Raw genomic sequence first — 12,199 nt, forward strand, 5'->3', positions numbered from 1 at the left:
CGCGCCGGATCGCGGCGTTGCCGATACGGTCCTGCCATGGGGATGACCGCACTGACCGAGCGCCAGCAGGCTCTGCTGGCCCGGTGGCTGCCGGGCGCCGAGCTGGTGGAGGACCACAGCTGGCCGCTGGTGCAGACCACCGTGCTCCAGCTCGAGACGCCCACGCACGGCGCTGTCATCGTCAAGGCCGGCGGTCCCGCCGATCACCACCTCCGACGTGAGCTGCGCGCCCACCGGGAATGGCTCGAGCCCTGGACCCGCACCGGGCACGCCCCGCGCCTGCTCCACGCCGAGGAGGGGGCGAAGCTCCTGGTGACCGAGTTCCTCCCCGGCACACTGGTCGAAGGGCACGCCGCGCAGGACTCTCCGGATACCTACCGCCAGGCCGGGGAGCTGCTGGCCCGCTTCCACGCCCAGCACGCCGAGACCGTCGGGGACTGGCACTCCCGCCTGGCGTGCCGGGCACGGGGATGGCTCGAGCGATCCCACCGGATCAGCGACGGTGCGGTCGCAGCATTGCGTGAGGAGATCGATGGCTGGGGCTCGGACGGCGAGGTGATGCTGGTGCCGACCCATGGCGACTGGCAGCCCCGCAACTGGCTCATCGATCACGGCGAGGTCAGAGCGATCGACTTCGGGCGCGCAGATCTACGGCCTCGCGTCGAAGACTTCGCTCGGCTGGCCCGTCAGGACTTCACCCGCGATCCCCGTCTCGAGGAGGCCTTCCTGAGGGGGTACGGCCACGATCCGCGCGAGTCCGATCTGTGGCGACCCACCCTGGTGACCGAGGCGATCGGCACTGCCGTCTGGGCATTCGAGGTCGGGAACGGGCCCTTCGAGCAGGTGGGCCTGCGCCAGATCGCCCACCTGCTCGGCTGAGCGAGCCCGGGCACCTGGAGGAACCTCTCAACCTCTCAGCGCACCGACGGCGCGGGCTCGGGCGAGCGATTCGGGAAGCGCCGCCAGCAGGATCTCCACGTCACGCTCGGTGCTGGACCAACCCAGAGACAGTCGCAGCGCGCCGCGCGCGTCCTGGTCGCTCACGCCCATCGCGGCGAGCACCGAGCTGGCCTGGGTCACCCCGGCCGAGCAGGCGGAGCCGGCCGAGCAGTCGATCCCGCGCTCATCGAGCAGGAAGAGGAGGGCGTCCGTGTCTGCGCCGGGGAAGACTGCGTGCACGATGTGGGCGGACTGCGGGGTGCCCTCAGCGAGGGTGAAGCGCGCCTCCGGATCGATCTCCCGGATCCCCGTCCGGAGCTTCGCAGCCAGACCGCGCAGCCGCGCGGACTGCTCCTCGCGCTCGGCGAGCGCCTCCTCGAGCGCGGCGGCGAAGGCGGCGGCGTGGGCGGCGTCCAGCGTCCCCGAGCGCACCCCGCGCTGCTGTCCCCCGCCGGTGCTGAACGCGGCGAAGGGCACCTCGGGGCGCGCTACCAGCGCCCCCACCCCGACCGGCGCGCCGAGCTTGTGCCCGGACAGCGACATCAGGTCCACGTCGTCCCAGCGCGGCAGCGGCACGTGTCCCGCGCCCTGCACCGCATCGGTGTGCACCAGGGTGCCGTGCTCGCGGGCGAGAGCGGCCAGCGCGGCGATGTCCTGGACGGCGCCGGTCTCGTTGTTCACCAGGGCGGCGCTGACCACGCCCACCGTGCGGTCGGCCAGCGCGTCCTCGATGCCCTGCCGGTGCAGTGCCCCGGTGCCGTCGACCTCGAGCTCGCGCACCTCGAACCCGGCCGGCCCTGCCGAGGCGCCCGTCGGCAGGGAGCGGGCGGTGGCGAGCACGGCGGGGTGGTCCGTCGCGGCCACCGCGACGGTGGTGCGCGAGGGATCCCGCTCGCGCAGGCCCTGGGGGACGGCGCGCAGGGCGAGGTTGTCCGCCTCGGTGCCGCCTGAGGTCATGAGCACCCAGCTGCGCGGCACGTCCAGCAGGGCGGCGATCCGTGCCAGGGCCTCGTCGAGCACGGCGCGTGCGCGCCGGCCCGAGGTGTGCACCGACGAGGGGTTCCCCCGCACCGTGGAGGCCTCGAGGAAGGCATCCAGCGCTGCCGGCCGCAGCACCGTGGTCGCGGCGTGGTCGAGGTATGCCCGCGCGTCACTGTCCTCCGTCGTCATCGGGGTCCCCCTCTCGCTCTTCACCACGGCTGGACCGGGTCGTCGCTGGTCTGACCGGGATCCTCGTCGCCGTCACCGCCCTGCGCATCGCGATTGCGCTGCTCGAGCTCGTCGTCCTTCTGCTCCTGTTCCGAGTCGCCGTCGGTGGGAGCCTCCTCCTCGGGTCCGTCATCCTCGGGATCCTCCCGGGTGGGGTCGCCGGGGTCCTGCTGGCCGGGGGTGCCGCCCTCTTCCTCGCCGCCTTCCTCGCCGCCGCGGGCGTCGGGATCGTTGCCGGCCTCCTCATCGGCCTCGCGACGCTTCTCCTCGACCCGCTCTCCGTTGTCCTCGGTGGTCTCGGAGTCCTCGTTGCCGGATCCGGAGCCGCCGCCCTGGCCCTCGCCCTCGCCCTCGCCGCCTCCGCCGCCGCCGGCGCAGGGGGCCAGCAGCTGCTCGGCCTCGAAGAGCCGGTCGGCACGCTGCTGCGGATCCTCGAGCAGATCCGCCTGGCGCTCGATGGAGATCGCGAGGTTGTTCAGGATCTTGCACTGGGCATGCAGCGGGGAGTTCAGGTCGCTGTGCGAGGTCCACTCCTGAAGTGCGGTCCGCAGCTCCTCCTCGGCGGCGGCGTCCTGCCCCTGCTGCAGCAGGGCGGTGCCCTTGGACAGGTGGGGCAGGTACGGCTCGAACCAGTTGGCGAACTCCACCGGGCCCAGGCGCTCCACAGCGGCGGGATAGTCCCCGCCCTCATAGGCCTGCAGGTGCGTCGCCTGGGTGATCGGCATCGAGACGAAGCGCACCGCCAGCAGGGCCAGCAGCAGGATCAGCGGCGAGAGGACCGTCAGGGTGATGATCCTGGTCAGCCGCAGCCGTTTCACGTTCAGCCCGAAGTTCTTCGGGCTGCCGCTCGGGTCCTGCCTCGGAGGTCTGCTCATCTCTGCGCTCCTGAGATGTCGTAACGGTCGAGCTTGCGCGGGAGGCGGTAGGTCATCTCCCCCAGCTCCCAGATCAGCAGCGCGGCCAGCGGGATCGACGCGATCCAGTACCAGTCCTGATAGCTGGCCACACGGCGCCGCGACTCGCTCGGGACCGGGCGCAGCGTGATCCCCTCCATGGTGCCCTCGATCGGCGCCTCGGGATCCTCGCGGTGGAGATAGGGGACGCCGAGCTCCCCGGCGATGGTCTCCAGCTGCTCCGGATCGATGCGCGAGATGCCCTTCTGGCCGCCGGGGCCGGTGATGTACTCGCCGTCGTCGTCGCCGCCCTCGGCCTTCATCGGCCCGCCCTCCGCAGTGCCGTAGCCGAGCACCGCGCCGCCGTCGACGAAGCCCGCGGCCGCGCTGAAGGACTCCGAGTCCTTCCCGTCGGTGTTCTCACCGTCGGCGAGGAAGTACACCAGCACGCTCGAGTCGGGATCATCCCGCTTCGCCTCGGAGATCTCCACCATCAGCGGCGTCAGCGCACGGTCGATGTTGGAGCCCTGCGAATAGGCGGTGGGCTCGGTGGTGAGGGTATCGATCCAGGCCTTCGCGGCCCCGGCATCGGTGGTCAGCGGCAGCTGCTTCGTGGCGGTGGAGTCGAAGGCGATGATCGAGTAGCGCGCCCCCTCTGTCATCCCCATGATCCGCGTCATGTCCGCCTTCACCCCGTCGAGCCGCGGCTGATCACCCGCGTAGTCCTCGGCGTTCATCGAGCCGGTGCGGTCCACGACGAAGAACACGTTGGCGTTCATCCGCTCGGTCTGTTCGCCGTCGATCGGGGTGACCGGCCGCAGCGCCACCGCCAGCAGCAGCAGCACCATCAGCAACCGGCGCCCCCACATGATCCGCTGACGCGGACGGCGCACCAGCAGCACCACGGACAGAGTCACCATCGCGGTGAACAGCGGGATCAGGGCCCACAGTGGCATCAGGAGCTCGAGATGCATCAGCGGGCCCTCCATCCCAGCACCAGGATCCCCAGCAGGCTGAGGAAGGTGAGCACGAAGCCGACCCCGGGATGGTCCGTCCTCACCACGGTCGGGGTCGCTCCCATCACCTCGGCCTGCGTCTTCTGGATCTCGTTGATGATCGAGGGGATCGCCTCCGGATCGGAGGACTCGTACAGCGCGCCGTCCTGGTCCTCGGTGGCGGTCTCGAGCTCCTCGAAGCATTGAGGCCCGCACTCGAAGGCCCCGGGATAGAAGGTGTACAGGTCGATCTCCCGCTCGGCGACCCGCTCGGTCGCCTCCTGGAGCGAGAAGATCGGATCGCCGTTGACCTCGTTGTCGGTCGCGAAGATGATCGATCTAGAACGGTCCTCGTCCGCCCGATCGAAGACCTGTGCGCAGGAGGCGAGGCCGTCGGGCACGACCGAGGCCTCGTTCGGGATGCCACGGGTGCCCTCGACGAACTCCACGTACTGGCGCACCTTGTCCTCGGAGTAGTCCCGATTGCCCAGGCGGTACTCGAACTCGTCGAAGTCGATCGCCTCGGCGCCGGCCTCCAGCTCCCGCTGGATGAGGTCGTAGTCGTTGGTCAGCGGGAAGACGAGACGACTGGTCGAGTTGAAGATCGACAGCGCGACGCGCTCCCCGTCGAAGGTGTCCACCAGCTGCGCGAAGGTCTCGAGGATCTCGGCGTCGTACTCGTACATCGATCCGGAGATGTCCAGGCACAGCACGATGTCCCGGGAGGAGAAGTCCGGGGTCTGGATGCGCTCGCTGGCGATCCGGCCCGACAGCACCGAGGCTGCGATCACCGCGAGCGCGACCACGCCCACCTGGAGCACCCGCACCACGCGCGCGGTGCGCTGGGCCCGCAGGAAGCTCGGGATCCTCTCCATGTAGCGGGAGTTCGCCACCAGCACCGGGGAGCGGCGCATGGCCCGCCGGTTCCAGAACGTGATCGCCCAGACGGCGAGCGCGGCCACCAGCAGCAGCCCCGTGACCCACCAGAAGATCATGACCACGTGCGGATCACCTCCCTCGCCCGACGCACGGATTCGAGCAGGTCGTGATCAGAGGACATCGCGAAGTCGGGCTCGTACAGATCTCCGATCAGCTCACCGACGGACCGGGTGCGCGGATCGGCCAGCAGCGTCGCCAGATCCTGGCTGGTGACGTCGTGGCCGGTGGTGCGACGCACGAAGCGACGCATCACCCCGGTGAGCTCGTGGTGCCCGTCCCGGCCCCCAGCTGCCCGTCCTCATAGCGGTCGGCGATGTCGTTGACCGCGCGGAGGAACTCCGCCTTGAGCGCCTCGACGTCATCGGGGCGGCGGCGATAGGCGATCCGCTTCTCGATGGCGCGGGTGATCTTCAGGGTGCTCACGATCAGCGTGATGATCACCAGCACGCACAGCACGGCCAGGATCACCCAGGCGATCGAGTACTGGGGCGGGGTGATGATCTCCGGCGGTGCGGGATCCGCCAGCAGTCCGAGCCCCGCGCCGAGCAGGTCAGGAACGAGCATTGCGATACTCCCTCGACCGCAGCAGGGCGATCATGTCGTCCACGACGGTGGTCTCCCCCTGGGTGAGCATGTGGCTGATGTGCAGGCGGTCCAGCATCTCCGCGATGCCCTGCCGGCGCGCGTTCCGATAGGCCTCGACATCATGCGCGACGCGCTTCGAGGTCCGCGCCAGGGAGGCGATCTCCCGCGGGGAGTCCACATCGACCACGTCGTGGTCGAGTGCGGAGCCCTGCAGCGGGTCGGCGTCGGCGATCCGGATCACCATCACGTCATGCCGGGTCGTCAGCCGACGCAGCAGCGTGAAGTCCTCGACGCTCGGATGGGCCTCGTCGGTGATGATCGTCATCAGCGTGGGCCGGGCGGTGACCCGGAAGGCGCGCTCCAGCAGCCAGGCGCTGTCCGCCTCCCCGGCCGCGGTGGTGGTCGCCTGCTGGGCGGTGCGCAGCAGCAGCTCGAGGTGGCCGTCGCTCGATCGTGCCGGCAGCTGGATCGGCTGGTCGTCGTGGCCCGCGACCATGCCCACGAGGTCACCGTTCTTCTGCGCGAGGAAGCAGACCATCCCGGCGGCCAGGATCATCGCGTCGCGCTTGGAGCTGCCGTCGGCAGCGGTCGCAGCCATCGCCGAGGAGGTGTCCACGACGACCGACAGGTGCCGCACCCGCTCCTCGTTGAACTGCCGGATCAACGGTTCTCCGGACCGGGCCGTGGCCTTCCAGTCGATGTCGGAGATCTTGTCCCCGGGCTGGTAGTACTTCAGGTCATCGAAGTCCTCGCCGCTGCCCTTGAACAGCGAGCGTCCGCGACCCTGGATGAGCCCGCGCGCCCGGTTGGAGGTGTGCAGATCCACCCGTGCCTTGACGCGGGTCAGCAACGAGGTGGCCATGGGGTGGTGTCGCGCTCCGTCCTTCTCGTCCTGCTCGTCGTTCTTGTCCTGCGCGTCGTTCAGGGCATCGGCACGGCGTGGAAGACCGCGTCGATGATCTGCTCGGGCTTGATGCCGCTGGCCAGTGCGTCGAAGGTGAGCACCAGACGGTGACGCAGCACGCCGTACCGCATGGCGCGCACATCATCGGGAGTGACATAGTCCCGCCCCTGCAGGAGCGCGTGGGCCTGCGCCACCCGCATCAGCGCGAGAGAGCCGCGGGGGCTCGCACCGACCCGCACCGACTGGGTGAGGTTCGGCACCGGGCGGGGACCGGAGCCGCGAGTGGTGAACACCAGATCGATGATGTAGCGCTTGACCGCCGGGTCCACGTACACCTGGTCGACCATCGCCTGCAGGAAGCGCACATCCTCGAGCGTCACCGTGCCCACGGCCTGCCGCGGCCCGGTGAGGCTGCCCGCAGTGGAGCGGTCCAGGATCTCGTGCTCCTCGGCCGGGCGCGGATAGGTCAGGATCTCCTTCATCAAGAAGCGATCCATCTGCGCCTCGGGGAGGACGTAGGTGCCCTCCTCCTCGATCGGGTTCTGGGTGGCCAGCACCATGAACGGGTCCGGCAGGCGATAGACCTCGCCGCCGATGGAGGTCTGCCGCTCCTGCATCGCCTCGAGCATCGCGGACTGCGTCTTCGCGCTGGAACGGTTGATCTCGTCCAGCAGGACCACGTTGGCGTGCACCGGGCCCAGCTGGGTGGTGAAGGTCCCCGAGCCGTAGTTGAAGATCTGAGTGCCGATGATGTCGTTGGGCATCAGGTCCGGCGTGCACTGGATGCGGGCGAAGGAGCCGGTGATCGACGAGGCCAGCGCGCTGGCCGCGGTGGTCTTCGCCAGTCCCGGCACCGATTCGAGCAACACGTGCCCGCCGGCCGCGAGGGCGGCCAGCAGGGTCAGTCGCAGGTTCTCCTGCCCGACCACGCGGGAATGGAAGACCCCGGTGATGGTGTTGATGATCGCACCGCTGCGTTCGAGGTCGGCCGGGGAGACCGCAGGGCCGGACGGGGCGAAGTCGCCGGGACGGCGCGCGGCCGCTGGGCGCCCAGGCCCCGACGCGGAGGACGCCGACGGCGCAGGGTGCGCTGCGGGTCGGGCCAGGTCCCGGGGCTGCTGGCTGGGTGGGTTGCTCATGCGCTGCGGTTCCCCCGTCGTGCGTTCTGCTCGTGCGGCTGATGCCGCTGATCCGTCCATCGCATGACCGGCGCCCGCGGCCCTCCCCCGAGAAGGCCGGAGGCCACGATGGCCCTGGCCGTGCGGAGCGGTCCAGCGGAACGGTCGTGCGGCTGTGTCCTGCGGGTGGGCCCTGCCCGTCGGCGACGGATCGGGGACCACCGCGACGATCCTAGCGGCACTGGTCACCCCGGAGGCCATCCACGCGCGGGCGATGGCAGAATGCCCGGGTGCCAGCAGACCGTGCGACTCCCCCCGTCGCCCCCACTTCCCCCGGCCTCGTCGTGGACCCGCAGGGCCGCGGGACCTTCGCCGTCGCCGCCCCACGCGCCCACAGCGTGGACCTGTGCATCCGCAGGGGTGCGGCCGAGCACCGGCAGCGGCTGCGCAACGTCGACGGTGGCCTGCATTGGGACCACGTGAGCGGGATGACGCCGGGCACCAGGTACGGGCTGCGCGTGGACGGCCCCTGGGACCCGTCTGCCGGGCTGCTGTGCAACCCGAAGAAGCTGCTGCTGGACCCGTGGGCGCGCGGCGTCTCCCATTCCTCACCGCTGCTGAGCTCGTTCTTCCCCTTCGAGGTCGACGCGATGCTCGACCGCATCGGCGACTCTGCACGCCATGACGGGACCGACAGCGGCGACGATGCACTGTGGTCCGTGGTCGTCTCCGATGCCTTCGACTGGCAGGGCGATCTGCGCCCGCTCGTGGACTGGGGCTCCACCGTGCTGTACGAGATGCATGTGAAGGGGTTCACCCAGCTGCACCCCGAGCTGCCTCCCGAGCAGCGCGGCACCTACGCGGGCCTCGGCCATCCGGCAGTGACCAGCTACCTGCGCAGCCTCGGAGTGACCAGCATCGAGCTGCTGCCGATCCATGCGGCGATGGACGAACCGCATCTGACCCGGCTGGGGCTGAGCAACTACTGGGGATACTCGACGCTGTCGTACTTCGCCCCGAACCCGTCACTGGCCACCGCGGCCGCCCAGAGCGCCGGAGCGCAGGCCGTGGTCGACGAGGTCAGGACCATGGTGCGCAGCCTCCACGCGGCCGGCTTCGAGGTCATCCTCGACGTGGTCTACAACCACACCGCCGAGGGCGGGGCCGACGGCCCCTCCCTCTCGCTGCGGGGCCTGGACAACCTCGAGTACTACTGGACCGACCACGGTCGGTTCTTCGACGTCACCGGGACCGGTGGCACGCTCGACCCGCGCTCGGTGCATGTGATGGACCTGATCCTCGCCTCTCTGCGCTACTGGGTCCAGGAGATGCACGTGGACGGCTTCCGCTTCGATCTCGCGGCGACGCTGGGGCGCGACGACCGCGGATTCCGCGCCGATCATCCGCTGCTGCGCGCGATCGCCACCGATCCCGTGCTGCGTGGCGTGAAGCTGATCGCCGAGCCCTGGGATGTGGGCACCGGCGGCTGGCAGACCGGCAGCTTCCCGGTGCCCTTCGCGGAATGGAACGACGCCTTCCGCGACGACGTGCGCGCCTTCTGGCTCTCCGACCGGGCGATGCGCGAGAGATCAGGGGACGACGCGATCGGCGGGGTCCGGGATCTGGCGACCCGGCTCGCCGGATCCAGTGATCTGTTCACCGCGAGCGACCCGCTGGAGCTGCCGGAGGGGCGCAGCCTGCGCTCGCCCTGGGCCTCGCTGAACTATGTCACCGCCCACGACGGATTCACCCTGCGGGACCTCACCGCCTACGAGACCAAGCGCAACGAGGCCAATGGCGAGGACAATCGCGATGGGACCTCCGACAACCGCTCCTACCACCACGGCCACGAGGGCGAGCTCCCGCCGCGCGCTGCAGGCGCCCCAGAGATCGAGGCCGCCCGTCGGCGCACTGCGCGGAGCATCCTGGCCACGCTGCTGCTCGCCTCCGGCACCCCGATGCTCACCGCCGGCGACGAGCGGATGCGCACCCAGCAGGGCAACAACAACGCCTACTGCCAGGACAATGAGATCTACTGGATGAACTGGGCCCGCAATCCCCGCATCGATGCCCTGCGGGAGACGGTGACCCGGCTGCTCCAGCTGCGCGGCGAGCACCCACAGCTGCGCGCCCCGCACTTCCTGCGCCCCGCGGATCCCGCCTGCCTGGACGCGGATCAGGTCGCCTGGTTCGATGCCGAGGGCCGTCCGATGACCCACGAGGACTGGATGGATCCCTCCCAGCATCTGCTGGCGATGCTCCGGCCCGCGGTCCGGGGACGCGAGGGGGCTGAGCACCTGCTGGTGCTCCTCTCCTCGGAGTCGGAGACGGTGCGGGTCGCGCTGCCCGGCGCTCCCTGGCCGCAGGGCAGCGCCCGCGTGCTGCTGGACACCGCGCTGGAGACTCCCGAGGATCTGCCCCTCTCCCCGCTGACCGATCGAGCGGTCCTGGTCGCGCCTGGTGCGGTGGTGGTCCTCGGGATCGCACCCGAGACCGCAGAGGGGTCCCTGAAGCGGCTATCGTGAGGGCAGTCACCGCGACCGTCGCGCAGCACCTCGTCCAGGACGAGTGCTCAGGCAGGAGGGCACATGTCCGAGACCACAGACCTCACGGGGCTGGGAGCCGGCATCGGCCGGATCCCGATCATGGGCGTGCAGCCGGTGGTCGATGACGGGCGCTTCCCGGCCCGCTGCGTCGCGGGCGAGACCGTCACGGTCAGCGCCAACGCCTTCCGCGAGGGGCACGATGCGATGGGCGTCCAGCTGGTGCTCGCCTCGCCCGACGGCCAGGAGCATCGGCAGAGCCTGCGCTGCGTCAATCCGGGGCTGGACCTGTGGGAGACCACCATCCAGCCCGCAGATACCGGGCACTGGAGCTTCCGGATCGAGGCGTTCTCCGCGCCCTACGACAGCTGGGTCCACACCGCCGAGGTGAAGATCCCCGCCGGCATCGACACCGACCTGGTCTGCGCCGAGGGCGCCCTCGTGCTGCGGCAGGTGCTCGCCGAGATCGAGGCCGGTGCCCGCCCGTCGGCCGACGGACCGGTGGTGCGCGCCGCGCTGGAGAGCCTGCGAGCCCCGGGGCTGCCGGCCTCCGCCCGGGTGGCCCCGGCACTGGCCGCGGACCTGCGCGGTGTCCTCGCTGAGCGTCCGCTGCGTGATGGCGTGACCGTCTCCGGCCCGTACTCCCTGATCGTCCAACGCCGGCGAGCGCTGTACGGCTCCTGGTACGAGTTCTTCCCCCGCTCCGAGGGTGCTCACTTCGACCCCGAGCACGGCTGGTCCTCCGGCACCTTGCGCACCGCCGCCCGTGCCCTGGACCGGATCGCCCAGATGGGCTTCGACGTCGCCTATCTCACCCCGATCCACCCGATCGGCTCGACCTTCCGCAAGGGCCGCAACAACACCCTGGACCCACAGCCCGGGGACCCCGGCTCCCCCTACGCGATCGGCTCGGCCGAAGGGGGCCACGACGCGATCCATCCCGAGCTGGGCACCCTGGAGGACTTCGACGCCTTCGTGGCCCGGGCTCGACAGCTCGGCCTCGAGGTGGCGATGGACATCGCCCTGCAGTGCTCCCCCGACCATCCCTGGGTCACCGAGCACCCGGAATGGTTCACCGTGCGGGCCGACGGCACCATCGCCTATGCGGAGAACCCGCCGAAGAAGTACCAGGACATCTACCCGCTGAGCTTCGACACCGACTACGAGGGGCTGTACGCCGCGATCCGGGACATGCTCGAGCACTGGGTCGCGCACGGGGTGACGCTGTTCCGCGTCGACAATCCCCACACCAAGCCGGTGCGCTTCTGGGAGGAGCTGCTCGCGGAATTCGACCAGAAGCATCCAGAGGTGATCTTCCTGGCCGAGGCGTTCACCCGGCCCACGATGATGCACACCCTGGGCAAGGTCGGCTACCACCAGAGCTACACCTACTTCACCTGGCGCGAGAGCGCGCAGGAGCTGCGCGAGTACCTCGAGGAGCTGGTGGAGTCGGCACCGTACATGCGGCCCAGCTTCTGGCCCACCACCCACGACATCCTCACCCCGTACATGAGCTCCGGCGGTCGCAGCGCTTTCGTGCTGCGGGCGATCCTCGCCGCCACCCTGGTCCCCACGTGGGGCATCTACAGCGGGTACGAGCTGGTCGAGGACGTGCCCCGGCCGGGAGCCCAGGAGCAGATCGACAACGAGAAGTACGAGTTCAAGCCCCGCGACTATGCCGGTGCTCTCGCCCGCGGGCAGAGCCTCGAGCCGCTGCTGGGGACGCTGAACCGGATCCGTCGTGAGCATCCTGCGCTGCAGACCCTCACCACCATCCGCTTCCATGAGGCCGACGACGAGCAGGTGCTGGTCTTCTCCAAGCACCTCGATGCCGCCGCGAGCGGCACCGGCTCGCCGGACACGGTGCTGGTGGTCTCCCTGACCGCCCATGACCGCGATGCCTCCACCTCCGTGCACCTGGACCTCGATGCCCTCGCCGTGGGCGAGGCCTTCGAGGTGGAGGACCTGCTGACCGGCGAACGGTTCAGCTGGGGGCGCGACCCCTTCGTGATCCTGAGCGCGGCCGACCGGCCCGCCCATGTCCTGCGGATCATCCACCCAGAGGAGAGCTGAC

The 12,199-nt window shown here is 70.2% G+C and carries 11 protein-coding genes; 3 read left to right on the forward strand and 8 right to left on the reverse strand.

Annotation, left to right across the window (positions count from 1 at the left end):
- Positions 1-36: 36 nt before the first annotated feature.
- On the forward strand, positions 37-879 hold the full coding sequence (locus tag CFK39_RS01890; protein ID WP_245822814.1) for a phosphotransferase: 843 nt from the start codon (positions 37-39) through the stop codon (positions 877-879).
- Positions 880-906: 27 nt separating this feature from the next.
- On the opposite strand, the gene CFK39_RS01895 is transcribed toward CFK39_RS01890, so the two are convergent.
- The 8 genes from CFK39_RS01895 to CFK39_RS01925 are packed head-to-tail and all read right to left on the reverse strand — an operon-like array spanning position 907 to position 7,603.
- Positions 907-2,109 carry a cysteine desulfurase family protein gene (locus tag CFK39_RS01895; protein WP_089066242.1) on the reverse strand — a complete coding sequence of 401 codons (1,203 nt, stop codon included), beginning with the start codon at positions 2,107-2,109 and terminating at the stop codon, positions 907-909.
- A 20-nt stretch (positions 2,110-2,129) separates the two neighbouring features.
- Positions 2,130-3,023 (reverse strand): hypothetical protein, encoded by an 894-nt coding sequence (locus CFK39_RS01900; protein ID WP_089064046.1) that lies wholly within the window; start codon positions 3,021-3,023, stop codon positions 2,130-2,132.
- A complete protein-coding gene (locus CFK39_RS01905; protein WP_089066243.1) occupies positions 3,020-4,015 on the reverse strand; it encodes a vWA domain-containing protein in 996 nt (331 codons plus the stop codon). The genes CFK39_RS01900 and CFK39_RS01905 overlap by 4 nt, the downstream gene beginning before the upstream one ends.
- Complete coding sequence (locus CFK39_RS01910; protein WP_245822982.1) at positions 4,015-5,031, reverse strand: vWA domain-containing protein; 1,017 nt, start codon at positions 5,029-5,031, stop codon at positions 4,015-4,017. The genes CFK39_RS01905 and CFK39_RS01910 overlap by 1 nt, the downstream gene beginning before the upstream one ends.
- The gene (locus tag CFK39_RS16600) at positions 5,028-5,228 is read right to left on the reverse strand and encodes a hypothetical protein (RefSeq protein WP_245822816.1); all 201 of its coding nucleotides are present in this window, start codon (positions 5,226-5,228) and stop codon (positions 5,028-5,030) included. The genes CFK39_RS01910 and CFK39_RS16600 overlap by 4 nt, the downstream gene beginning before the upstream one ends.
- Positions 5,225-5,539 (reverse strand): hypothetical protein, encoded by a 315-nt coding sequence (locus CFK39_RS16605; RefSeq protein ID WP_245822818.1) that lies wholly within the window; start codon positions 5,537-5,539, stop codon positions 5,225-5,227. The genes CFK39_RS16600 and CFK39_RS16605 overlap by 4 nt, the downstream gene beginning before the upstream one ends.
- Positions 5,526-6,422, reverse strand: coding sequence for a DUF58 domain-containing protein (locus CFK39_RS01920; RefSeq protein ID WP_089064048.1), 897 nt, complete (start codon positions 6,420-6,422; stop codon positions 5,526-5,528). Before CFK39_RS01920 ends, CFK39_RS16605 begins: the two co-directional genes overlap by 14 nt.
- Positions 6,423-6,481: 59 nt before the next feature.
- Entirely contained in the window at positions 6,482-7,603 is a 1,122-nt protein-coding gene (locus tag CFK39_RS01925; RefSeq protein ID WP_089064049.1) for an AAA family ATPase, read from the reverse strand.
- A gap of 269 nt (positions 7,604-7,872) precedes the next feature.
- On the opposite strand from CFK39_RS01925, the gene glgX reads away from it, so the two are divergent.
- Together glgX and CFK39_RS01935 are read left to right on the forward strand one after the other, a co-directional pair.
- Positions 7,873-10,107 carry a glycogen debranching protein GlgX gene (gene glgX, locus CFK39_RS01930; RefSeq protein WP_089064050.1) on the forward strand — a complete coding sequence of 745 codons (2,235 nt, stop codon included), beginning with the start codon at positions 7,873-7,875 and terminating at the stop codon, positions 10,105-10,107.
- A gap of 63 nt (positions 10,108-10,170) precedes the next feature.
- Complete coding sequence (locus tag CFK39_RS01935) at positions 10,171-12,198, forward strand: alpha-1,4-glucan--maltose-1-phosphate maltosyltransferase (protein WP_089064051.1); 2,028 nt, start codon at positions 10,171-10,173, stop codon at positions 12,196-12,198.
- The last annotated feature ends 1 nt before the right edge of the window (position 12,199 follow it).

Origin of the sequence: Brachybacterium avium (assembly GCF_002216795.1) — a bacterium.
GTDB classification, from domain to species: Bacteria; Actinomycetota; Actinomycetes; order Actinomycetales; family Dermabacteraceae; genus Brachybacterium; species Brachybacterium avium.